Consider the following 22734-nt stretch of genomic DNA (forward strand, 5'->3'; position numbering starts at 1 on the left):
TGTAATCATCCATCTGATAACTTGGTAACCTGTTAACTGTATCACTAGGTCAAGCAGTTTATAAAATCTCAACTTAATTTTATCAATCAGGTTATCAAGACGTCATGGCATTTTATGAGTTTTCTGACCATTTGGATAGCGGCTGTGACGATTTTTTTAAGGGTTTTATGTAAATATTTATGCGTATCATCAGTCAATACGCTAAATTTTACCCACGCAATTGTGTGCTACAATAATCGCTAAAAATTTTTAAAAGAACTATTGCTATGTCTATGCTGCTCTCCTCACCCAATGTTCAAGCCGTTCGCGCTTATTTACTTGATTTACAAGACCGTATTTGCCAAGCGCTAGAACACCAAGAAGGCACTGGCGGCTTTAATCTATATGCTGAAGGTGCCAGCAACGCCAAATTTGTCGCTGATGTTTGGGAAAGACCCACTGAGCAAGGCGCCCATCAAAATTTGGGCGGTGGTCGCTCCAATGTACTCCAAGGTGGCAAAGTGATTGAAAAAGGCGGGGTGATGTTTAGCCACATTGTTATCAACCATCTGCCAGCCACTGCCACCGCTCGCCACCCTGAACTTGCCGGTCGCCAAGCGCAAGCACTCGGTGTCTCGCTAGTGATTCATCCGACCAATCCCAACGTGCCAACCAGCCATGCCAACGTGCGCATGTTTATCGCGGAAAAAGAAGGCTACGAGCCGATTTGGTGGTTTGGTGGTGGCTTTGATTTGACGCCGTTTTATCCCGTGATGGAAGACTGCGTACATTGGCACCAAGTGTGTCATGATTTGTGCGCGCCATTTGGGGCAGACGTTTATCCCAAGTTTAAGACTTGGTGCGATGAGTATTTTTATTTAAAGCATCGTAACGAACAACGCGGCATCGGCGGCTTGTTTTATGATGATTTGAACACGCTTAGCATGGGTTGGGATTTTGATAAGTGCTTTGCCTTTATGCAGGCGGTAGGCAATGGCTATCTTGAAGGCATTATCCCAATTTTTGAGAAACGCAAACACACGCGCTATAGCGAGCCGCAGCGTAATTTTCAGTTGTACCGTCGCGGTCGCTATGTCGAATACAATTTGGTGTATGACCGCGGCACCTTGTTTGGCCTACAATCAAACGGGCGCATTGAGTCGATTTTGGTCAGTCTGCCGCCGCTCACCGGCTGGGAATATCGTTATGAGCCTCTCGCAGGAACGCCCGAATTTGAACTCACGGATTTTTATCTAAAACCCAGAGATTGGCTGAACCTCAAGGTTTAATAGGACACAATCTTAATAAAACACCATAAAAAAGGGCAATTGCGATTGCCCTTTTTTTCATGGGTGATTAACCCATTAAATTTGGTTGTACGATTTCTATCCAGTAGCCATCTGGATCCAAGATGAAGGCAATATCTTTCATCGCGCCTTCTTCAGGGCGTTTTTTAAAGGTGACTTGATGTTGCTCAAACCAAGCCACCGCTTCTTGCAGATTTGGCACGGCAAAACAAATATGCCCAAATCCTTGTGGTTCGCTGTTGCCACTGTGATAGTGAAACTCTGCATCAGACTCAGTGCCATAATTATGGGTCAATTCTAGCACCCCTGGCTGGCTAAAGGTAAATGCGGCTAGCGCGGCGGTATCGGTCGGCAAATTTGCCACCTGTTCATCGGTGAGCTTTGCCAAAAAATACAAATCAAATTCCGCTTGTGGATAGCGTTTGGTTTGTAGTAGCGTCATACCTAATACATCTTGATAAAAAGCCAAAGACACTTGCGGGTCTTTCACCCTAAGCATGGTGTGATTAAAGATAAACCCATTGGTAGCGGACAAGTTTGACATAGTAATCCTTATTGTAATATGCCTCTAAAAGTAAAAACCTTAAAAGAAAAAGACGTTGACTAAACGTCATTAATAGCGACAGTTTGCCAAAAATTTAATACTGTTTAATTTTAATTAACTTTTGGGTAAAAATATAGCCCTCATTGCTTATAACATCATGGCTAATAACATCATGGCTCATAACATTACGCTTAGGTAAGCTGCTCAATTCACTATTCGCTATGCAATATTCGCTACTCAATAAAGGTCACTTTACCCGTGTCCAAATCATACACCGCACCAACAATAATTAAGCTACCATTATTAACCGCATCTTCAAGAATACGAGAGCCATGTTTGAGCTGGGTGACTGACATACGCACGTTGGCTTTAATGCCTCGATTAATCAACTCTTGCGCGTCAATGTCTTGTCCATTGGCGGTATAGATTTCATGCAAGTTGTAAACACTGGGACGAATCCGATCAACAATCGAACGTAAATTGGGGGAAAACTGCTGGTCAGGATTGATCAGTGTCTCCACACAAGCCGTCACCGCGCCGCAATGTGAATGACCCAACACCACGACTAACTTGGTACCGAATTTTTCAGTGGCAAACTCAACCGAGCCAATCTGAGACGGCGCGACCACGTTGCCTGCTACACGAATGACGAATAAATCACCCAAACCTTGATCAAAGACAATCTCAGCCGGGACGCGCGCATCTGAACAACCCAAAATAATCGCAAACGGTTCATGCACATGGGTGAGTGCATTAGACGCTAGCAAGGTTGATTGGGGGTTTTGCACATTCTCTACGAATCGTGCGTTGCCTTGTTTGAGCATCTCGAGCGCTTGCTCAGCAGTTTCGGGACGCGGTAAGTGACTGTTTGGCATTGGGTTTTCTCCTTTCACCTAGGGGCAATAACGAAATTTGTGATGATATAAAACGCGATATTTTTTATCATTTTAAACTTTTTACAACTCAAAATTTTTCAAGACGGTTCTATAGCTACTATAATACCTCATCGCCTGCCACAGCAATATGCCCATCGGCTATTTGGTTCATAAATTGCGCATAATCTTGGGCATTGCGAGCCGCAGTTTGCTCGGCATACCCTTGCATGACAGCGATGATTTCACTACCATTGCCCAGATAACCCATAAGCGTATCGGCATTGCCCGCTTTGGTATGCGCATGTGCCAAGGCATGGCCACAGCTTTCGATATATTCGTAAAAATGGGCAGCCGTCATGCTCTCAAGAGACGCCGAATACTTCATGTCCCGCAGCTGCCTGACATAAAAATCCACCTCAAAGTTATCGAGCGATGCATAGCCCAAGAAAATATCACTCGATGCCTGCATCAACTGTTGCCCCTCAACCACGCGCTTGCCTTGATGGCTAAATTGTTTTGCCAGTAAGGGTGTCAAGATAGACGCTTTGGCTTGCTTCATTTGCAATATCAGCGGCTCATGGTCGGCATCTTGGAATAATGCCACCGCACACACGGTACCGACACTCCCCACCCCAACTACTTTGAGCGCCACATCGGTAAAATCATACCGGTCAAACAACACTTGTCTATCTGACTTTAGGGTATCTCGATAAGCGTCAAAAAAAGCGTGGCTACCGCCAAAAAATGGCTGTCCTCGGTGTGGTGGTCGCTGCAATTCACCATCCGTTTTAAACGCGCGTAACCCTGTGACAGTATCACGCTCAGTCAATTTTGGCAGCATTTTTACCGCATCATTTTTTTTGGCTTTTTCAAAATCGGCATGACGGCGTTTACGAACAGTCACGTCTTCGGTATTTGCCAGTATTTTATGGGTGTCGATTTTTTCATACCACACTTGTAGCGGTGACAAGCTGCAATGCGCTTCTAGTCCATCAAGGTAACTGGTCAGCAGTTTTTCTATCGCCTTATAGCCCACCGATTCTACATACTTAAAACTTTGACTGGCGATTAGAATGCTGGCGACCAGTCGCTGCAAATCCCATTCAAATGGCGCAACGATGGTTTCATCAAAATCATTAATGCCAAATAATAAATTGCGTTCAGGACTGGCATAACCGCCAAAATTACTGACATGACAATCGCCGCAAATCTGCTGAAATAGCCCAGAATGTTGCCCCTGCCATGCTTGGTCAAACAGCATCAAAGCGGGCATCCCGCGAAAAAAAGTAAACGGCGATACACTCATGCGCTTGGCTCGTATGGGTAATAACCCTGCCAACCGACCTTGATTGGACCAATGATAAACACTGAGCGCGTCGATGGCAGTCGGACGTTGGCTGATGGCAGCCAAGGTTTTTAATGGATACGCCTTACGCTGCTGTTTGCCAAGCGCAATACTATCTGCTTGGGTTAGTAGCTTGCCTTGGTAGCGATGGCGCGTCAAATCCACACACTGAGCATGCTGTAAGGATTTGGGTAAAGCAATAGCGATGGACAGCGCAGCTGTTGTGTCCGTTGTTGTTTTTTTGGTGGCTGTTTCTTTAGCGTCTGTTTTTTTTGCGGGTATTTTGTTAGCCGTGGTTTGAGAAGCCGTATTGTTTGCGCCTGTTTGAGTGGTTGTTGTTTGGGCATTTGTTGTTTGGGCATTTGTTGTTTGAGTGGCTGTTTGAGTCGTTGGGTCTTGAGGCTTTTTTTTGCTAGGCATGGCGTGTCTCTTAAATTTTCAATAGGTAAATTTTCAATAGGTAAATATTCAATAGCTAAATGTTCAATCGGTCACTGGCTAAATTATCATCACATAAAAGTCGTTCAAGCTTGCTATTTTAATGGCTTTGGTAAAAAGTTACGTTGCTTATTTGTGCCAAATCAACCCCTTATTAGCCACTAAAATTTTATCAACAGCAGGTAAATTTTCAGTAACATTTTTTAATTTTAGCCGTTATACTGAACGCAATTTTTAACTGTATTTTCACAGGTGAAACTATCGAAAAACTCTGTATTTATGTTGTCATGCTGATTGCGCTTTGACCCTACATAAATATGCCATTTTAGCCCGCTATTTTAGCCTTGCCGTGAGATTGTGCCTATGTCTGCATCAACGCCACAAACCACCCTAAACGCACCATCAGCTATGCCTGATAGCGCCCAGCCGACCAACCAAAAACCTGTACTACTGCAAATCCGTCATTTATCCAAATCTTATGGCGATACCCAAATTTTGCAAAATATTAATCTAGATATTTATGACGGGGAGTTTTTGACGCTGCTAGGTCCTTCTGGCTGCGGCAAAACTACCCTGCTACGCTTGATTGGCGGGTTTGAGTTACCCAATGCCGGTAGTTTGCAGTTAGAAGGGGTTGATATTGCAGGCTTACCTGCGGAAAAACGTCCGATTAATACGGTGTTTCAGCAGTATGCCCTGTTTCCGCACATGAATGTGTACGACAATATCGCCTATGGACTAAAACTTAAAGGCGTGCCCAAAACCGAAATCGACCAGCGGGTGCGTGAAGCGCTGGCAATGGTGCAACTTGACCACACTATCAATCGTCGTCCGCAAGATTTGTCAGGGGGTCAGCAGCAGCGTATCGCCATCGCCCGTGCCGTGGTGAATCGCCCAAAAATGCTGCTACTTGATGAACCTCTATCAGCGCTCGATGCCAAACTACGTGAGCAAATGCAATCAGAACTCAAACGCTTGCAGCGTGAACTGGGTATTACCTTTGTGTTCGTGACCCACGACCAACAAGAAGCCTTGTCGATGTCTGACCGGATTGCCGTCATGAAAAACGGCGTATTCCAGCAAATTGATACGCCCATTGGTATCTATGAATCGCCTGCCAATTTGTTTACCGCAAGCTTTATTGGCGAAACCAACTTGTTTAAAGGTAAAGTGTTAGAGGTCAATCCAGCCACCATCAAAGTGGAAGTGGTGGAGCAAAATGACGGCTTTCATCCGATTCGTGCATTACCCCGGCCAAAATTTGACGTGCAAGTCGGTCAAAATGTCAACTTACTGCTGCGTCCTGAAGATATCCGCGTGTACTACACCCATGAAGCTCATGAAGGCTTAATCGGCAACGTGGTAGATAGTGCTTATAAAGGCAGTACCCTAGATTCTGTGATTCGATTAAAAAACGGCAATATCGTCAAAACGTCAGAGTACTTTAACGAAGACGATCCGAATTTTAACTATAAACTGGGTCAAGAAGTGCGTATTGACTGGGTCGATGGTTGGGAGTGGATTTTGCCAGATGAATAATACTACTTCACCTTCGACCGCTAGCATTTCGACTGCTACCGCGCCTGCCGCTGTTATGACAAAACAAGGCGGGCGCGGCTTTCAGCGTGCGACCCTGTTTGTGATTTGGGCATGGTTGATTATTTTTGCCCTGATTCCCAATATCTTGGTGATTGCCGCCAGTTTTTTGACCCGTGATGAAGATAAGTTTTTAACACTGCCGGTCACCATGGGCAACTATATTCGATTGATTGATCCGCTTTATTTAAAAGTGTTTTTGCATTCGCTGTCGATGGCAGGGATGACGACGATTATCTGTTTGCTGCTGGGTTATCCGTTTGCCTACTTTGTTAGTAAAGCGGATAAAAAATGGCAGTCATTATTGATGTTATTGCTAGTGATTCCATTTTGGACCAACTCATTGGTGCGCCTGTATGCGGTGAAACTCATTATGGCGGCCAATGGTCTACTTAGCACCCTGCTGATTAACCTTGGGCTTATCAACGAGCCACTGCAAATTTTATATACCCAAAAAGCTGTGATTGGCGGCTTGGTGTATTTGCTGTTTCCGTTTATGGTACTGCCCCTGTATGCGGTATTTGTGGATTTGCGTGACGATTATATTTTGGCATCCAAAGATTTGGGCGCTAACAAGCTACAGACCTTTTGGCACGTGATTTTACCGCTGACTACACCAGGGATTATTTCAGGGGTATTGCTGGTACTGTTGCCTGCCATGGGCATGTTTTATGTGGCGGATATCTTGGGCGGTTCGCGCAACTTGCTGGTGGGTAATATCATCAAATCGCAGTTTTTGGATGCCCGTGACTGGCCATTTGGCGCCGCGGCGTCCGTGCTATTGACGCTTGCCATGGCATTGCTGATTATGGCGTATCGAGCCAGTAGCAAACGTATTGGCAAAACTGACTACAACGAAGTGGCATAAGGGGGACGCTATGTCTAATACTATGAAATGGCTGTCTCGCCTGTATTTGACCATCGTATATCTGCTGATGTTCTCGCCGATTGCAGTGATGGTGATTTTCTCGTTCAATGCCTCAAAAGTCGGCTATCAGTGGGGCGGTTTTAGTACCCATTGGTATAGCGAGTTATTTAGTAATGCCGCGATGGTACAAGCTGCCATCAACTCGGTAATATTGGCGGTAGTGGCTGCGACGATTTCTACTGCGATTGGCGGTTTGACGGCGTTAGCGTTACAGCGTTATGACTTCAAGGGTAAATCGATACTACAAAGCTTGCTATTTGTGCTGATGATGTCACCTGAGATTGTCTTGGCGATTTCGCTATTGGCGTTATTTTTGATTGTGGGGATACAGCTGGGTTTTGTGACCTTGCTAATTGCGCACATTACCTTTTGTCTGCCCTTTGTGGTGATTACGGTGACTGCGCGTCTATCTAGCCTCGACACCCGAGTGTTAGAAGCGGCGCGTGATTTGGGTGCCAATGAATTTACCATGATTCGTACGGTGCTTGTACCGATTATTTTGCCTGCGATTTTGGCGGGCTGGGTGCTTGCCTTTACCCTATCACTTGATGATGTGGTGGTATCGACGTTCAATACAGGACCTGATTTTGAGATTTTACCATTACAGATTTATTCGATGGTGCGTGTTGGGGTAAAACCTGAAGTCAACGCCGTTGGTACAATCTTGCTCGCAATCTCACTACTGGGTCTGATTATCTCGCAGTTATTACTTGCCAAAAAGTCGATGAATCTACCATCGACCCAAAAACGTTAAGGAGACTTATATGATATCTCGGATGATAAATAGAAGACGTTTTTTAGGGTATGGCTTGGGTGTTGGCGGTGCCGTTTTAACGGGTGGGCTGGCAAGTAATCTAACGGGTTGTCAAAAAGCGAGCGAAACCGCGACTAGCACTGCGGCGTCTGCGCCTACTGCCAGTCAAGGTGGCAAGGTTGTCAATGTCTATAACTGGACGGAGTATATCTCTGACCAAGTGCTTAAAGATTTTACCGCAGAGACAGGTATCGACGTTATTTATAGCACCTTTGATTCTAACGAAGCCATGTATGCCAAACTCAAACTGATGAATGGCAGTGGTGAGTATGATGTGGCATTTCCGGGGACGGATTTTGTCGATAAAATGCGTAAAGAAGGGATGCTTGAGCCGCTTGACCATGCCAAATTAACCAATTTTGGCAACCTCGGCAAAACCTTTATTAATGCCCCTTTTGACCCTGAAAATAAGTTTAGTATCCCCTATCTGTGGGGCTCATCAGGCATTGCCGTCAATACCAAACGCATTGCTAAAGCAAGCTTGAGCAGTTGGAATGACTTATGGAAGCCAGAGTACGAAGGGCGCGTGATGCTGATGAATGACATCCGTGACGTGTTCACCATGAGTCTATTGACGCTTGGTTATAACGGCAGTACCAAAAACCCTGAAGCCATCAAACAAGCGTATGAAAAACTCACCAAGCTGATGCCCAATGTGCGCACCTTTAATTCAGATGCACCGCGCATGCCGTTTATGGAAGGGGAAACTTACTTGGGCTTGGCTTGGAATGGTGAAGTCATCATGGCGCAAGACCAAGGGATGCCAGAGCTCGACTTTGTCTATCCAAAAGAAGGCGCTATTATGTGGATGGATAACATGGTCATCCCCAAAAATGCCAAAAACAACGACAACGCCCATAAATTTATCGATTTTATCTTGCGACCCAAATACGCTGCCATGATTAGTGAAGAAATCGGCTACGGCTCGCCCAATGAGGCGACAAAAAAAGAAATGCCATCTGAGCTTGCCAACAATCCGATTGTGTATCCGCCAGCTGATTTGCTAAAACATGCCATGTTCCGTGAAGACGTAGGTGATGAGATCATGGCGCTATATCAGCAGTATTGGGATAGGCTCAAAGTGGATATGTAACAGACAAATTGGTAAAGAGCGGTACTAAAAAATACACTAAATGAAGGAGTATCTATGAAATCAAAAATAGAAAAGCTTATGTTAGGGTTCTCATTGTTACCGCTATCGTTATCAGCTGTCGCCTATGATAAAGCCGATGAACGTATCATTGACCAACATATGCAAATCGTGGTTGATAGCATTAAAGCCAAACAAATCGCACCCATTATGGCGTTGATGCCGCCGCAAATTTTTGTAGTGATCGGTGAGCGTTTTGATATGGATACTGCTACCCTCAAAACCCATATGATACAAACAGCAGATGACACTTTCAAAGATATGGCTACCGCCAAACTTAGCTATCGCTATGATTTGGGCAAAGCCAAAGTCTATCAGTCGACCACTGGGCGCGAGTATGTGATATTCCCGACAACATTCACGATGGATGATATCACTATCAACAGCCATGTCGTGGCGATTCAAGATAAGATGGATGACGTTAACAAATGGTATATTGTACGTATCGAATCCCCTGCACAAATTGAGTTTATCAAACAAGCTTATCCTGATATCACTGATATACAAATCCCAGAGTAAAAGAGTAAAAGAATAAAAATTTAACAGTTTAAAAGCGAAAAAAGCGGGCTTATGATTAAGTCCGCTTTTTTTACCCTAAAAATCCGTTTAGCGCATGGTGACAAACTCTTCTGAGCCAGTCGGATGAATCGCCACCGTGTCATCAAAGTCACGTTTGGTGGCGCCCATCTTGATAGCCACAGCAAAACCTTGAATCATCTCATCAACGCCAAAACCGACGCCATGCAAGCCCACCACTTTTTCTTCTTCACCCACACAAATCAGCTTCATGTGACACGGTTCACGGTGCTTGGTCACTGCACTATACATCGGGGTAAAACTGGATTTATAGACTTTAACCGCATTGATGCCATAGCCTTTGACGGCCTCTTCTTCACTCAGCCCTATAGTACCAATCGGTGGATGGCTAAAAATCACGCTCGGCACTAGATTATAGTCCAAATGCTCATTGGGTTTGTTGTTAAACAAGCGCTCAGATAATCGACGACCTGCTGCCACTGCCACTGGGGTCAATTGAATACCATGTTCGATGATGTCGCCGACGGCATAGATACCTTCGACATTGGTATTTTGATAGGCATCGACTTTAACAAAGCCTTGCTCATTGACTTCAACGCCCGCTTTATCAAGATTGATGGTATCGGTTGCAGGTTCGCGACCCGTTGCCCAAATCAAACAATCCACCGTCAAGGTCTCATTGTTTGACAATTCAATGCTCAATGAGCCGTCCTGATTTTTACGTATTTGTTGTGGCAGCAATCCATAATGAAATTCGATACCATCATCGTGCATGATATGGGTGAGCGTGGTGACAATGTCGGCATCGAAGTTTTTGAGCACCCGCTTGCTACGCACAATCAGATGGGTCTTTGAGCCCAATGCATTCATCACCCCTGCAATCTCGACACCGATATAGCCTGACCCCACAATCGCTACCCGCGGTGGCAACTCGGTCAAGTCAAAAAAACCATCCGAGTCAATACCGAACTCTGCCCCTTCAATCGCGGGGCGAACAGGTCGACCACCCATCGCTAGCAAAATATGGTCAGCGGTAATGGTCTCTATTGTGCCGTCATTTTTATACACCTCAACGGTATGTTGGTCGGCAAATTTGGCAAAACCATGAATCACATCGACTTGGTTATTTTTGAGGCCGTTGTTATACGACTGATGAATACGGCTGATATAAGCTTGGCGACTTTGTACCAATTTGGCAAAGTCAAATTTTTTAACATCCAAATCAAAGCCATAGTCAGGCGCATAATGATGGATCGCCGCTGCCATATTGGCGCCATACCACATCACTTTTTTGGGCACACAGCCCACATTGACGCAGGTACCGCCTAGCTGCTTGGCTTCAATCAAGGCACATTTTTTACCATAGCTAGCAGCACGGTTAATGGATGCAATGCCCCCTGACCCACCACCAATCGCGATATAATCATAATGTTTGCTCATAATTCTTCCTGTTTTTTGGTCATTTTCAAAGTTACATGTGGTTATTTTACCAAGTTTTGGCGGCTAGAAAAGTTGTTAATTCTCACCTTTCTCATTGATAAAATAAAACAAATTAGCTTTTTTTTGAATAATTTTAATGAAAAAGGTTTAAACACCCTTGCCTCACCGCAAAAGGCATCAGATAAAATCGGGTTTTTTTGGGTTGGCAAAATTCAATCGGCTGTGCCTTCAATTGCGCGCTTAGCGTTGGAACAATCAGCCAAGCTTCATCGGCATCAAATTCACTGGCGTACGCAAGTAGTTGGTACATATCTGCCAAGCTTATGTCGTTGAAAGTAGCCGTTTTTTTCCATTTTACATCAGCGATAATGAGTTTATCGGCAGACTTTAGCCAAATATCGGGTTTGATGGTTAACCCTTGCTGCACGGTCAATGGCTGTCTTTTTTGCTCAACCAGTTCAAAATTCTGCGCTGTAAATTGTTGTTGGATTTTTCTGCCGACCCATTTTTCAAAGGCAAATGGCATATTCACCAGCCAAGTTGGGGTCAAAAACTGCCCTTGGCTACTCGCTTGTTGTAGCGTCAGCAGCGCATAACAAAAGCTGATAAAAGTATAATTACGCTCGGCAGTCAGACTGGGCAACGCGGTCAATTCTTGCAGCGCTTGATAAAATAAGGTGTCGTATAAGTCTTTGGCAACGGTACCCACTGCCTGCCACTGCGGCAGTAATGGGCTCGACAATGGGCTGCTAGTCATGCTGCCAATCACCCGCTCGATGGTGGTTTTCACCAAGCGATTGCCAGCGGTATCCATCACAAAATTTTCAGTCTGATGATAAAACTTATGCGGCTGGTGGCAGTTATGCTGCAATTGCTCTTTGACCAGCAATTTACCCTGCAGATAGGGCTGATTTTGCTCAAATTGCTGATATTGCTGATTGGGGACATACTGCGCAAATCCCTGCCAAAAATACGCTTGCAGCCACTCGCTAAGCGACAGTGAATGATTGATTGATGGAGGATTGGTGGCTGGAGGATTGATGAGTAGTTGATTGGCTAGATTGGCTAACGACTTGGGCAATAAGGCTTGCCACACCGCTGTCAGCATCTGTTGCACCCATTGACGGGTTTGGGTAACTTCATCAGCATGGGTAATGTGGGCTTGTGCAAGTTTTGGCAAAATCTCCACTTGCCCGCCACTGGGCAACCCAATCACACCGATATAGTGGCGCACTTTGAGTTGCCACCGCTGCTGTTTACGCTCAATGCGAAACACGTCAAAATTCTGCTCGATAAGCCAGTCAAAATCCTGCCCATCGTCAAAATCTGCCGTGGTCAAGTAACTATGTTCAAACGTGATGATGGCTTTCATTGGGCGCTTTGATAGATTGCAAGATAGCTATTTGGGTCATCAAGCGCCTGGGTATAGATGTCAAACCCCGCTTGCTGCGCCATAAATCCAGTTGCTTTTTTGTTATCAATCAGCCTAATAAAGGTTTGCCCAAAGATTGCTTGCAAGATTTGTCCATGGTGCTGGCAGGCTTGTGCCACTTGCGGGATGATGGATTGGCTAAACGCAGCGCTTAACGCGTGCAGCGAATCAATACCCCACAAAAAACTATGCCCTAACTGGCTGTCTTTTGCCAAATTTTGCGAGATTCTTTCATTCAATGCGGTCAACAATTTGGCTAAATCAATCTCAGCCCCATTTGCCATGACTTTACCCAATAACTGTGGCTGTGGTTGACATTCAATAAATTCAAAACGGCGGCGAAATGCCATATCGAGCGGCGACAATGAATGATCTTGGCTGTTCATGGTGGCGTAGATATCGACATTGCTAGGCACACTAAACGGCTGACGCGAATACGCCAAATTCACCGACAGGCTATCTGTCTGTCCTGCACGTTTACTCGGTTCAATCAAACTCATCAACTCCCCAAACACGCGGGCGACATTGGCGCGGTTGATTTCATCAATCAACATGGCATAACGGTGACTAGGGTCATGTTTGGCTTGTTGACACAGTCTAAGAAATGCCCCTGACTCAACGCGGTAGCTCATCTGCCCATTGTCCGCGATGTAGGGACGAATCCCTTCGACAAATTCTTCATACCCATACGCTTGATGAAAACTGACAAAACTAAAGCGTTCTAGCTTTGGCTGTAAATAGTTGGGCTGAGACTGGCTGTCAATCGCCGCTTGGTAATCATCAAGCTTGTTTTGCAAGTCTGCTAATAACGGCAAACTGTCTGCTAATAAAAACCAATTACTACTATCGTCTTTATCAAAATACGATTGGCTAGATTTATTTTTTACCAATACATTTTTGGAATCTGCAGGACTAAATTGCTGTAGCGTTGACCATGCCGTATTAGCAATTGCCTTTTCGCGTTGGTTAATTTTTAGCTTAGTAACAAAGAATAAGTTGTTAGTAATTTCAGCAACTTTAAGTAATGACTTTCCCTTTTTTCTTTCATCTAAAAATACTAAACAAATCACCTCTCGCCAACTTAGTGGCTTAAGCAAAGCTTTTAGCAAATCATCTGCATTGGCTACTGGCAATATCTCGGTATATTGTTTGGCGATTTGTTGCAGTTGATAGGTCTTACCTGTCCCTGCTACGCCCGTATAGATAATATTTTTTACTGGCTCACGAATCATGGTTACTTCTTAATTTTTAATGTGTATTTTGTGATGACTTATTATGGATAAGCTGACGAAATTTATCAAATGAGTGATTAATAACCAAATTTTTGCATCACCTTAATTATTTTTATCAAGTTGATGACAAATTATGATTTATAATTCATTCCAATATTTTATGTATCTTAATTTTCACTTAAACTTTTATTATCTAAGGAGGGATGACTTCATGACGACGGCTGCAACCGCGCACCCTGATCATCACAATATTGCGCTACGCAATGACCCAAAAAAGGTCGCCGTGGCATCCATGATTGGTACTTCTCAATTAAAGAAACCAAAAATATCGATTTGATGGATTAAAACATAGATTAGAAAACAGACTAGAAATTGATACCTAAAAAACGCTGGCAAATGCTGGCGTTTTTTTTGCCCAAGGCGGTTATAATAAACCTTTCAATACCATGAGACCTAGGATGAAAGCCTATAACCGCTGTGAATGGTGCGGCACGGACCCACTTTATCAAGCTTACCACGACAATGAATGGGGAAAGCCCAGTTATGATGACCATCATCTATTTGCCATGCTGTGTTTAGAAGGTATGCAAGCGGGACTCAGCTGGATTACCATACTCAAAAAACGCGAGCGTTATTACCAAGTATTTGCTGATTTTGACCCTGCAATTATCGCGCAGTTTGATGATGACATGGTCGATAGCCTCATGACCGATGCGGGGATTATTCGCCACCGCGGTAAAATCAAAGCCATCATCAACAATGCCAAATGCTATCTAAAAATCACCCAGACGCAAGCTTTTAGTGATTATCTTTGGAACTTGTCGCCCAGCGGCTTGGCAAAAATACCACAGGATAACCACCCAAAAACCTTTGCTGATATCCCCACCAACACTGAATATTCAGATAACATGTCAAAACAGCTCAAAAAAGACGGATTTAAATTTGTGGGCTCGACGATTTGCTATGCGTTTATGCAAGCAGTCGGTATGGTGAATGACCATGTAGCGGCGTGTGATTTTCGCTAAGCGGGTTTAATAGTCAATAGCGGATAACATACTCTTCGATGCTACAGATTTCTCGATACTACAGACCCCAAAATAGGCTAAAACTAATCAAAATCAATACCAGTAGAATGCTTTGAACCAATAAAAAATGCTGATGCACTTTGAGCAATCCCCGCAGATTGACCCCATAATGACTGACATTTTTGAGAGAATAACTTTGAAAATCCACCAAGCTACGGCGATGATATTGTGACCGCATGACCTCAACAAACTTATCAGCCGCTACCGCTTTTGACCCAGCTGACAATAGGGGTAGAAACGCATTGATAATATCTTCATGCGTTTCTGGGTTATTGATATTGACCATCAACATTTGCCAATCTTGAAACAGCCGTTGTTCGATGACCCCTTTAGATTTGAGCGTGACATCGCGGTTGCGCCCATCACGCTGAATGTTACCAAATAATTGCTCAATCGCTGATTTTTCGCCTTCAATGTACTGAAAAAAATAGCCATTACCAAAGCACAAACAACCGGTAATTTGATGGGCAAGGTTCTCACGCTGTGCCACTGCCATAATATCAGACAGCGTTCTAGGGGTTACGCCAGCTTTCAATGTTATGCGGCTCACATAAGTTAGATAGTGAATTTGCCCCAAGCAGCACCTCAGTCTTTATCGTTGTACAATTTTTGCTCAGCGCAATTTTAACAATTTCTTACATACTTATCCATCCATTAAATCAACAATATTAGCTTACCTAGTCACAAATAGCGGTTGAGTGGTTATTTTTGGACGCTCGTATTGCATTTACAATCATCAGCAACACCCCTACCCAAATTAAAGCAAAACTGGCAATCATGGTACCATTAACAGCTTCATGCAGCACAAAAATGGACAATAAAAACATCAGCGCAGGTTCAAGATAACTAAGCATACCAAAGGTATTCATCGGCAACACCTGACTGGCTTTGAGATTGGTCTGCATAGCAAGCGCACTAATCATGCCCAGCCCAATCACTAACAGCCCTATTGTCATTGACCCCGTGACTATCGATACACTCGTGTTTTGCCATAATAAAAAACCCAGGGCAATCGGTGCAATCACTGACAAATCAACGAACAGCCCCATCAGCGCAGGCACCCCTTGCCAGCGGCGCAGTCCATAATAAATCGGATACGTCAAACACACCCATGCAGTCGCCCACGATACACTCCCCGCGAGCCAAAATTGCAATCCCACCCCTGCTGCCGCAACGATAATCGCCGCCCACTGCAATCGATTTAAGGTTTCTTTAAACACCACACAGCCCATCAGTACCATCATCAAGGGAAACAAAAAATACCCCATTGCGGTATTGACCGCCTGTCCATTGATAGGCGCCCACATAAACAGCCACAGCTGACTTGCCAAAATCGGTGTCGGTAACAGCAATAAAACCCATTGTTGTTTGTTTAATCCCATCAAAAATGTTTTGAGTTGCCCAAAACTTTGCGTCATCGCCAACAATCCCACCAACCCAAACCACATCGCCACCATGCGCCACAAAAAAACTTGCGTGCCTGACAAAGGTGCAAGCCAGTGACTATACAGATACAGCACGCCAAACAACACATTAGAAATCAATGCCAACACCACCCCAAAACGCAACTTTTTGGCAGCGGTAGCGGGCTGAGAAGTTGTTGCCTTGGGCTGGACAACGATAGACGATGGTGATAAAACGCTGGAGACTGACATAATTGACCTCGTTATATTTTTGCTTTTGCGGTTAAATTGCCAAGCAGTATAACAATTATCTTTGATAAATTATTTCAAAATCCCCCTATTTATGATAAATTAACATTAATATAAGATAAATTTGCTATATTTTTCTCAATTTGTCTTATTGTATATTTTTAGAAGGACATGGCTATGATTCATGAAATCGATGATATCGATAAACGTATTTTAAACTTGTTGCAAGAAGATGCGACGCTACCGCTCAAGAACATCGCCGAAAAAGTGCATGCATCGGTAGCGACCTGTCAGCGCCGTATCCAAATGATGACAGAGACCGGGGTGATTACTCGCCAAGTGGTGATTGTCAACCCCACCGAATTGGGCTTTGATTTAAGCGCGTTTGTGCTGATTGAAATGGAAAAACAAAATACCGCGCTGCAGCATGGCTTTGAGCGCTTGATGAGCCGATTGCCCAACGTCATGAGTTGTTATGAAATCTCAGGGGATTATGATTTTTTGCTATTGGTACACGCCAAAAATATGGCGGAATATCACCGTTTTACCCGTGATAATTTAACTTATGAAAACAATGTCCGACGCTTTAAAAGTCAATTTGTGATGAATTTTTCCAAGGTAGGCACGAAAATCCAGTTAGATTAGTTAGATTACTGCGCCATCAGATGATGGGCTCAAACAATGGGCTCAAACAATAGGCTTGGTGCGATACCAAAATGACGTCGGCAACGAGATGCCAAACACCAACGCAGCGGTCACAAATATCGCATTGAAGCTAAAATCCATCATTTGGGTGAATACTTGTGGATTGTAGCCATAATAGCCTAGCTGTACAAAGCTAATCATGGCTTTGTACGCAGTAATCCCCGGCATCATACACAGCATGGCAGGCACCAAAATCATCTTTGGGGTAAGTAAATATTTTTTTGCCAAATAAATTGCCACAAAGGATGACATACCCGCTGCCACAAACGTCGCTAGTATCAAATTGACTGACAGTTGTTTTAAGAGTTCTCTAAGTCCGTAACCCAGCACCGTCAACAATAAGCATTGCCAAATATAGCGGCGCGGCACATTGACCAGCAGTGTCCAGCCAAGCGTCATCAAGCAAGCAAAAGTTGCTGCGCGTATCAAGGCAATCGCATCAATCGCCATTTTTCACCCTACCCAATATTGGCAATAGAATTTTATCAAACGCTTTCATCAACCCACGCCCCAATGACTGATATTTAGTAGTAGCAATGACAACACAATGCCGATACAGCTCGATAACGTCAAGATAATCACAAACATAAAGCGCCCGATACCGATGTTCATATAACCCTTGAGCATATCCGACAACGAGTTTATCAAAGGAAAACTAGGAACCAACCAAAGCACACTCGACGCCATAGCAATATGCGGGTCGTTACCAATCCCCAATAACAGCGCGGTACTGGCGAAGATGGAGCCAAAACACGCCGCTATGAGCGCGGATATAAAGGGGTTAAAGTTGCGGTTACTCAGCCATAGCCGCAGCGAATACCCCATCATGCTCGCAATAAAAGTCACCAAACACACCAGTATATCGCCCCCTGCCAAATACGCAAAGCAAGCACACGCCACACCGACCATCGGTGCGACCATCTTGGCAGGATAAGTGTCCCGATCAATCTCATCAAATCGGTAGGTCGCATGCTCTAGGGTACTCGTCACCGGCATACTTTCCAAATCCAGTACGATTCGCTGAATTTGCACAATGATACTGGCATTGATGGCATGGGTGGTTGACGCGCGCAAGGTGGTAATACAGCGGTTATTATAAATTGTGGTGATGGTCAAGCCATTATAGGCAATCCCACACTCCACGCTAGCCACCCCCAGCGCTGTCCCCAATCGGCGGCACAAATCTGTTACCGTTGCCGACTCTGCCCCATATTGCATGAGTAGCAGCCCACAGCGCACACACAGACGGGTGATTTGCTGCTGGTGTTCATACGCCATATACGGCAACCGCCGTCTAGGCTTCGGCTCTGTCGGCGGCGAAAGCTTGGCAGGCTCAGGTGTTAGCGGATCAAGCGCTTCTAGGGCATCAGCAAAGGTATCGGTCATAGCATCATTTTAACAACCTTGATATCTCATTTTAGCATTAAACTAGCATAAAATCAGAGCGAATCAGTATGGCTTTATTGATTAAAAGGTTGATTAAAAAGTTGATGAAAAATGAACAAAAAGTTGAAAACTACCCGTTGTTTAACAAGCTTCTATCTATTTAAAAAGCTGCGATTGGTTTATTTTGGTTTAAATAGTAGGGCGATATTCAATACTTTCCATTACCCTCCATTTTAATCACCATCTAGCCATTTGATAATCATTTTTTCCGTTAATTTTTACAAAAATATGGAATCGCTTTACCCTTTAATTAAACCCGACTAATTTAATCAGGTTTTTTTGTTATTTCGCCCTATAAACCCCCATCGCAAAATTGATTCATGATAAAATGAGCCATATTCATTCTATTTAATATCCAAGCCTATGTCCGCCGAAACTATTGCCAACAAAGCCTTTAAACAAGGTACCAAAGCCCTATTTGACTATGACAAACACTGGGCAAGCTGCTTTGAGCCTGCGCCATTTTTGCCGATGAGCCGAGCCGAAATGGATGCCCTTGGTTGGGATGCCTGTGATGTCATTATCGTCTCAGGCGATGCCTACGTCGATCACCCAAGCTTTGGTATGGCAATCATCGGCAGACTGTTAGAGTCGCAAGGCTTTCGCGTCGGTATCATCGCCCAGCCTGACTGGACGAGCAAAGACGCTTTTATGACCCTTGGCAAACCGACCATTGCCTGGGGCGTCACCGCAGGCAATATGGACAGCATGATTAACCGCTACACCGCCGATAGACGCATTCGCAGTGACGATGCCTACTCGCCAGACAATGCCCCCGACAAACGCCCCGACCGTGCGGCTGTGGTATATAGCCAGCGCTGCCGTGAAGCCTATCCCGATGTGCCCATTATTTTGGGCGGGATTGAAGGCTCGCTGCGCCGTATCGCCCATTATGATTATTGGTCAGACAAAGTGCGCCGTAGCATTTTGATGGATAGCCGCGCTGATATTTTGCTGTATGGCAATGCCGAGCGCGCGATTGTCGATGTTGTACACGCACTTGCCAAAGGTTACCGTTTTGAAGACCTTGCCAAAGTGCGTGGCACCGCGTATCTGTCGACACAAACCAAAAAACACTGGCAAGCCGATATGATAGAAATCGCCAGTAACGACGTCGACACTGTTGGGCGCGTTGACCCGATTATCAATCCATATGTGATGATGGAAGATGTGGGCGACTGTCACATCGAACAAGAAAAAACCCTTGAGAGTCAATACAAAGGGTTTGTGGCGGATAAAGTCGAGCACAAAGTGCTCAATGCTGATAAAGTCGCTGAAAGCCAAGACATCCAAGTGGTTAACCTCAAAGACCCCAATAAAAACGCCTTAAAACACAAACGCCCGTTGCCGCCCCGTGACAAAACCGTGATTCGCTTGCCCGACTTTGAGCAAGTCAAATCCGACCCGGTACTTTACGCCCATGCCAACCGTATTTTGCACCTAGAAACCAATCCGCATAACGCCCGCGCCTTGGTGCAGCGACATGGCGACATTGATGTATGGCTCAATCCGCCGCCTATTCCACTTACTATGGAAGAGATGGATTATATCTTTGATTTGCCCTATGCCCGTTTGCCCCACCCTAGCTACGGCAACGCAAGAATTCCTGCCTACGACATGATTAAATTATCAGTCAATATCATGCGCGGCTGTTTTGGCGGCTGTACCTTCTGCTCGATTACCGAACATGAAGGACGCATTATCCAAAACCGCTCAGAAGAGTCTATCTTGGGCGAAATCAAAAAAATCCGCGACACCGAGCCATCATTTACTGGGGTAATTTCTGACCTTGGCGGACCGACTGCCAACATGTACCGTCTGCATTGCAAAGACGATGCTATTGAGAAAAACTGCCGCAAACCTTCCTGCGTGTATCCCGATATCTGCGACAACTTACTCACCGACCACAGTCATCTCACCCAACTGTATCGTAAAGCTCGTGATATCAAAGGGGTGAAAAAAATCTTGATTGCGTCAGGCTTACGTTATGATTTGGCGGTTAAAGACCCCGAATATGTCAAAGAATTGGTCACCCACCATGTCGGCGGTTATCTCAAAATCGCCCCCGAACATTCCGAAACCAATGTACTCTCCAAAATGATGAAACCGGGTATGGGTACGTATGATACTTTCAAGCAGATGTTCGACAAATACAGCCGTGAAGCAGGTAAAGAGCAATATTTAATTCCATATTTTATCGCCGCGCACCCTGGCACCAGCGACACCGACATGATGAGCTTGGCGATTTGGCTCAAGCGCAATGGCTTTCGTGCCGACCAAGTCCAAGCCTTTTACCCAAGCCCAATGGCAACTGCTACTACCATGTACCATACTGCCAAAGACCCGCTGCATAAAGTCACCCGTGACAGCGAAGGGGTGGAAATCGTCAAATCAGGCAAACAGCGTAAACTCCACAAAGCCTATCTACGCTATCACGACCCCAAAAATTGGGCACTGCTGCGTCAATCGCTCAAAGACTTGGGGCGTGAGGATTTGATTGGGCATGGTAGCCAATGTTTGATACCGCCATACAATGCTAAACTTGAGGGCGAAGATGTTTATCAATCAGCCCGTAAGAAAAATAGTTCTGCCGGCGGTGATTCGGTCAAGCGTAGTGCTAAGGATAACACGGCTCAAAAATCTGGCAAGAAACCCACACCAAGCAGTTTTGGTAAAAAACCGTCAAACCAAAAACAGCCGAAAAAAGGTAACTTCCAGACTCAGCATACTGGCTTACCACCGAGGAAAAGTAAATAATTAGAAAGTCTTGAATAAATTATAAATGACTATACGTTATACAAAATAACTAATTTTTATAGAGAAATGTATGGAATGGTTTTTTGATGGTTTAGGTACTTCTTTAATTACTTTAGTATTCGGTCTAGTTGCAGGCGGTGCAGTTGGTTATAGAATTGGTATTAAAAATACTATAAACCAAAATCAATCTGCGGGTGATAACTCTACGCAGACTCAAGTTGGTAGGGATTATGATGCTAAGTAATCCTTTTTCTAATTCTGATTCCCAAAGCCAAAAAGCAGGGAATAATTCTAACCAACTACAGATATCCAACCTTACAATTGGCATTGATGAAAAAAGAGCTAGAGAAATATTCGATGAAAAATTGAACTTAGCTATCAAAGATTTCTCAGATGAAGCTACTAGAACCGCCACTAAAAGGATAAATAATTTTGAAAATCTTTTAATAGAAAAAATGACAAAGGTTGAAGATGCTTTAACTGCATTTGCTGATCCAAGTTTCCAAGTTCTATTATTAGAAGCTCAAAGAACTGCTGCTGCATCTGAAAGGGAATTTGATTTTGAATTATTATCCGAACTAATGTTTGATAGATTCCAACGAGGTCAAAATAAACTTATTAGAACAGGAATAAATAGAGCTGTAGAGATTATAGATGAAATTTCTGATGAAGCTTTATTAGGACTAACAGCATACTTTGTTTATTCAAATATTGTAGTAAATTCCAGTTCAGTTGAAACTAGCTTAAACATCCTGAATAATTTATCCAAAAAAATAGTTTATGATAAATTACCCGAAGGTCAAGACTGGCTTGACCAATTAGATATTTTAAGTGTCATTCGCTTAATTCCTTTTAGCAAGCCAACTAACATTCGTGATACTATTTTCGAATCGTTAAACGGTCTAATGGCTATAGGTATAAGCAAAAATTCAGAAGATTTGATTAAAGCTAAAGAAAAATTAATTAAAAATAAGATACCTTTAAATATCTTAGTAGATAATAAATTTCTAAATGATTATGTAAGATTAGATGTTAGTTCTCGTAACATGATTGAAGAAATTCATCTCACTAATGGAATTACTTATAATATTTATAATAGTTTAAATCCACCCAAAAGAATTCAACTTAGCCAAAATCAAAAAAATGTATTATATGAAATATATGATAGTTATAAAATTGATTCAACTCTAACAATGGAAATTAAAAATAAATTTAATGTTATTTTTGAATCCTACGCTGAATTGCTTATGATATCTAAATGGATTGATAATTTACCATTTAATTTTCAGTTAACTTCAGTCGGGAGAGTAATTGCTGCTGCTAATGCAAAACGTTGTGAGCCTTCTTTACCCAACTTCGATTTTTAAACCTTTTGTTTTTTACTATTTTATTACAGCCCTACAACTAAAAATTGCTAATTCAAATTTTAAAAGCCTATAAAATACAAACCATTATAAAAACAAAAAAGGCTT

Annotated in this window: 22 protein-coding genes; 12 read left to right on the top strand and 10 right to left on the bottom strand. The window is 43.8% G+C overall.

Going from position 1 to position 22734, the window contains the following annotated elements:
• Positions 1 to 272: 272 nt before the first annotated feature.
• Positions 273 to 1268: an oxygen-dependent coproporphyrinogen oxidase gene (hemF, locus tag ACAM39_RS07400; RefSeq protein WP_369628588.1), complete on the top strand. Its 996-nt coding sequence runs from the start codon at positions 273 to 275 to the stop codon at positions 1266 to 1268.
• Positions 1269 to 1335: 67 nt separating this feature from the next.
• Here hemF and gloA read toward each other — a convergent pair whose 3' ends face one another.
• The 3 genes from gloA to ACAM39_RS07415 form a co-directional block, all read right to left on the bottom strand.
• Complete coding sequence (gloA, locus tag ACAM39_RS07405; RefSeq protein ID WP_007115888.1) at positions 1336 to 1830, bottom strand: lactoylglutathione lyase; 495 nt, start codon at positions 1828 to 1830, stop codon at positions 1336 to 1338.
• A 233-nt stretch (positions 1831 to 2063) separates the two neighbouring features.
• Complete coding sequence (locus ACAM39_RS07410; protein ID WP_060994471.1) at positions 2064 to 2705, bottom strand: carbonic anhydrase; 642 nt, start codon at positions 2703 to 2705, stop codon at positions 2064 to 2066.
• Positions 2706 to 2823: 118 nt separating this feature from the next.
• Positions 2824 to 4470: a DUF2252 domain-containing protein gene (locus ACAM39_RS07415; protein WP_369627197.1), complete on the bottom strand. Its 1647-nt coding sequence runs from the start codon at positions 4468 to 4470 to the stop codon at positions 2824 to 2826.
• A 381-nt stretch (positions 4471 to 4851) separates the two neighbouring features.
• On the opposite strand from ACAM39_RS07415, the gene potA reads away from it, so the two are divergent.
• The 5 genes from potA to ACAM39_RS07440 are packed head-to-tail and all read left to right on the top strand — an operon-like array spanning position 4852 to position 9495.
• Entirely contained in the window at positions 4852 to 6027 is a 1176-nt protein-coding gene (gene potA / locus ACAM39_RS07420) for a spermidine/putrescine ABC transporter ATP-binding protein PotA (RefSeq protein WP_472828168.1), read from the top strand.
• Between the two features lie 55 nt (positions 6028 to 6082).
• Complete coding sequence (potB, locus tag ACAM39_RS07425; RefSeq protein WP_369628590.1) at positions 6083 to 6952, top strand: spermidine/putrescine ABC transporter permease PotB; 870 nt, start codon at positions 6083 to 6085, stop codon at positions 6950 to 6952.
• A gap of 10 nt (positions 6953 to 6962) precedes the next feature.
• A complete protein-coding gene (gene potC, locus ACAM39_RS07430; RefSeq protein ID WP_219300369.1) occupies positions 6963 to 7766 on the top strand; it encodes a spermidine/putrescine ABC transporter permease PotC in 804 nt (267 codons plus the stop codon).
• Between the two features lie 22 nt (positions 7767 to 7788).
• The gene (locus ACAM39_RS07435; RefSeq protein WP_369627198.1) at positions 7789 to 8919 is read left to right on the top strand and encodes an ABC transporter substrate-binding protein; all 1131 of its coding nucleotides are present in this window, start codon (positions 7789 to 7791) and stop codon (positions 8917 to 8919) included.
• Between the two features lie 54 nt (positions 8920 to 8973).
• Positions 8974 to 9495 carry a hypothetical protein gene (locus tag ACAM39_RS07440; RefSeq protein ID WP_369627199.1) on the top strand — a complete coding sequence of 174 codons (522 nt, stop codon included), beginning with the start codon at positions 8974 to 8976 and terminating at the stop codon, positions 9493 to 9495.
• An 87-nt stretch (positions 9496 to 9582) separates the two neighbouring features.
• Here ACAM39_RS07440 and gorA read toward each other — a convergent pair whose 3' ends face one another.
• The 3 genes from gorA to ACAM39_RS07455 form a co-directional block, all read right to left on the bottom strand.
• Positions 9583 to 10953: a glutathione-disulfide reductase gene (gene gorA / locus ACAM39_RS07445; RefSeq protein ID WP_369627200.1), complete on the bottom strand. Its 1371-nt coding sequence runs from the start codon at positions 10951 to 10953 to the stop codon at positions 9583 to 9585.
• Positions 10954 to 11086: 133 nt separating this feature from the next.
• Positions 11087 to 12325, bottom strand: coding sequence for a 5-methylcytosine restriction system specificity protein McrC (locus ACAM39_RS07450; RefSeq protein ID WP_369627201.1), 1239 nt, complete (start codon positions 12323 to 12325; stop codon positions 11087 to 11089).
• Positions 12322 to 13617: an McrB family protein gene (locus ACAM39_RS07455; RefSeq protein ID WP_369627202.1), complete on the bottom strand. Its 1296-nt coding sequence runs from the start codon at positions 13615 to 13617 to the stop codon at positions 12322 to 12324. Before ACAM39_RS07455 ends, ACAM39_RS07450 begins: the two co-directional genes overlap by 4 nt.
• Before the next feature lie 211 nt (positions 13618 to 13828).
• On the opposite strand from ACAM39_RS07455, the gene ACAM39_RS07460 reads away from it, so the two are divergent.
• Positions 13829 to 13954 (top strand): hypothetical protein, encoded by a 126-nt coding sequence (locus ACAM39_RS07460; RefSeq protein ID WP_369627203.1) that lies wholly within the window; start codon positions 13829 to 13831, stop codon positions 13952 to 13954.
• Between the two features lie 121 nt (positions 13955 to 14075).
• Positions 14076 to 14642, top strand: coding sequence for a DNA-3-methyladenine glycosylase I (locus tag ACAM39_RS07465; RefSeq protein WP_369627204.1), 567 nt, complete (start codon positions 14076 to 14078; stop codon positions 14640 to 14642).
• Positions 14643 to 14700: 58 nt separating this feature from the next.
• Here the strand turns inward: ACAM39_RS07465 and ACAM39_RS07470 are convergent, their stop codons facing one another.
• Together ACAM39_RS07470 and rarD are read right to left on the bottom strand one after the other, a co-directional pair.
• Positions 14701 to 15279, bottom strand: a complete 579-nt coding sequence (locus ACAM39_RS07470) for a BLUF domain-containing protein (RefSeq protein WP_369627205.1) — start codon at positions 15277 to 15279, stop codon at positions 14701 to 14703.
• Between the two features lie 100 nt (positions 15280 to 15379).
• The gene (gene rarD / locus ACAM39_RS07475; RefSeq protein ID WP_369627206.1) at positions 15380 to 16357 is read right to left on the bottom strand and encodes an EamA family transporter RarD; all 978 of its coding nucleotides are present in this window, start codon (positions 16355 to 16357) and stop codon (positions 15380 to 15382) included.
• A 174-nt stretch (positions 16358 to 16531) separates the two neighbouring features.
• Here rarD and ACAM39_RS07480 point away from each other — a divergent pair, with 174 nt between their 5' ends.
• Positions 16532 to 16999 (top strand): Lrp/AsnC family transcriptional regulator, encoded by a 468-nt coding sequence (locus ACAM39_RS07480; RefSeq protein WP_007115873.1) that lies wholly within the window; start codon positions 16532 to 16534, stop codon positions 16997 to 16999.
• Positions 17000 to 17041: 42 nt separating this feature from the next.
• On the opposite strand, the gene ACAM39_RS07485 is transcribed toward ACAM39_RS07480, so the two are convergent.
• Both ACAM39_RS07485 and ACAM39_RS07490 read right to left on the bottom strand, forming a co-directional pair.
• Positions 17042 to 17509 carry a threonine/serine exporter family protein gene (locus ACAM39_RS07485; protein ID WP_369627207.1) on the bottom strand — a complete coding sequence of 156 codons (468 nt, stop codon included), beginning with the start codon at positions 17507 to 17509 and terminating at the stop codon, positions 17042 to 17044.
• 48 nt (positions 17510 to 17557) lie between these two features.
• Complete coding sequence (locus ACAM39_RS07490) at positions 17558 to 18445, bottom strand: threonine/serine exporter family protein (RefSeq protein WP_353479292.1); 888 nt, start codon at positions 18443 to 18445, stop codon at positions 17558 to 17560.
• Between the two features lie 423 nt (positions 18446 to 18868).
• Here ACAM39_RS07490 and ACAM39_RS07495 point away from each other — a divergent pair, with 423 nt between their 5' ends.
• From ACAM39_RS07495 to ACAM39_RS07505, 3 genes are all read left to right on the top strand, one after another.
• Positions 18869 to 21262: a YgiQ family radical SAM protein gene (locus ACAM39_RS07495; RefSeq protein ID WP_369627208.1), complete on the top strand. Its 2394-nt coding sequence runs from the start codon at positions 18869 to 18871 to the stop codon at positions 21260 to 21262.
• A 70-nt stretch (positions 21263 to 21332) separates the two neighbouring features.
• Positions 21333 to 21506, top strand: a complete 174-nt coding sequence (locus ACAM39_RS07500; RefSeq protein ID WP_369627209.1) for a hypothetical protein — start codon at positions 21333 to 21335, stop codon at positions 21504 to 21506.
• Positions 21493 to 22629, top strand: coding sequence for an LPO_1073/Vpar_1526 family protein (locus tag ACAM39_RS07505; protein ID WP_369627210.1), 1137 nt, complete (start codon positions 21493 to 21495; stop codon positions 22627 to 22629). The genes ACAM39_RS07500 and ACAM39_RS07505 overlap by 14 nt, the downstream gene beginning before the upstream one ends.
• The last annotated feature ends 105 nt before the right edge of the window (positions 22630 to 22734 follow it).

It is taken from the genome of Moraxella sp. K02, assembly GCF_041154755.1.
Lineage (GTDB): Bacteria > Pseudomonadota > Gammaproteobacteria > Pseudomonadales > Moraxellaceae > Faucicola.

Coding starts and splice junctions, on each gene's coding strand:
- rarD (WP_369627206.1), bottom strand. CDS start 16,357: ATGTCAGTCTCCAGCGTTTTATCACCATCGTCTATCGTTGTCCAGCCC.
- potC (WP_219300369.1), top strand. CDS start 6,963: ATGTCTAATACTATGAAATGGCTGTCTCGCCTGTATTTGACCATCGTA.
- gorA (WP_369627200.1), bottom strand. CDS start 10,953: ATGAGCAAACATTATGATTATATCGCGATTGGTGGTGGGTCAGGGGGC.
- ACAM39_RS07490 (WP_353479292.1), bottom strand. CDS start 18,445: ATGACCGATACCTTTGCTGATGCCCTAGAAGCGCTTGATCCGCTAACA.
- potA (WP_472828168.1), top strand. CDS start 4,852: ATGTCTGCATCAACGCCACAAACCACCCTAAACGCACCATCAGCTATG.
- ACAM39_RS07500 (WP_369627209.1), top strand. CDS start 21,333: ATGGAATGGTTTTTTGATGGTTTAGGTACTTCTTTAATTACTTTAGTA.
- ACAM39_RS07495 (WP_369627208.1), top strand. CDS start 18,869: ATGTCCGCCGAAACTATTGCCAACAAAGCCTTTAAACAAGGTACCAAA.
- gloA (WP_007115888.1), bottom strand. CDS start 1,830: ATGTCAAACTTGTCCGCTACCAATGGGTTTATCTTTAATCACACCATG.
- potB (WP_369628590.1), top strand. CDS start 6,083: ATGACAAAACAAGGCGGGCGCGGCTTTCAGCGTGCGACCCTGTTTGTG.
- hemF (WP_369628588.1), top strand. CDS start 273: ATGCTGCTCTCCTCACCCAATGTTCAAGCCGTTCGCGCTTATTTACTT.
- ACAM39_RS07440 (WP_369627199.1), top strand. CDS start 8,974: ATGAAATCAAAAATAGAAAAGCTTATGTTAGGGTTCTCATTGTTACCG.
- ACAM39_RS07465 (WP_369627204.1), top strand. CDS start 14,076: ATGAAAGCCTATAACCGCTGTGAATGGTGCGGCACGGACCCACTTTAT.
- ACAM39_RS07450 (WP_369627201.1), bottom strand. CDS start 12,325: ATGAAAGCCATCATCACGTTTGAACATAGTTACTTGACCACGGCAGAT.
- ACAM39_RS07435 (WP_369627198.1), top strand. CDS start 7,789: ATGATAAATAGAAGACGTTTTTTAGGGTATGGCTTGGGTGTTGGCGGT.
- ACAM39_RS07505 (WP_369627210.1), top strand. CDS start 21,493: ATGATGCTAAGTAATCCTTTTTCTAATTCTGATTCCCAAAGCCAAAAA.
- ACAM39_RS07480 (WP_007115873.1), top strand. CDS start 16,532: ATGATTCATGAAATCGATGATATCGATAAACGTATTTTAAACTTGTTG.
- ACAM39_RS07460 (WP_369627203.1), top strand. CDS start 13,829: ATGACGACGGCTGCAACCGCGCACCCTGATCATCACAATATTGCGCTA.
- ACAM39_RS07415 (WP_369627197.1), bottom strand. CDS start 4,470: ATGCCTAGCAAAAAAAAGCCTCAAGACCCAACGACTCAAACAGCCACT.
- ACAM39_RS07485 (WP_369627207.1), bottom strand. CDS start 17,509: ATGGCGATTGATGCGATTGCCTTGATACGCGCAGCAACTTTTGCTTGC.
- ACAM39_RS07455 (WP_369627202.1), bottom strand. CDS start 13,617: ATGATTCGTGAGCCAGTAAAAAATATTATCTATACGGGCGTAGCAGGG.
- ACAM39_RS07410 (WP_060994471.1), bottom strand. CDS start 2,705: ATGCCAAACAGTCACTTACCGCGTCCCGAAACTGCTGAGCAAGCGCTC.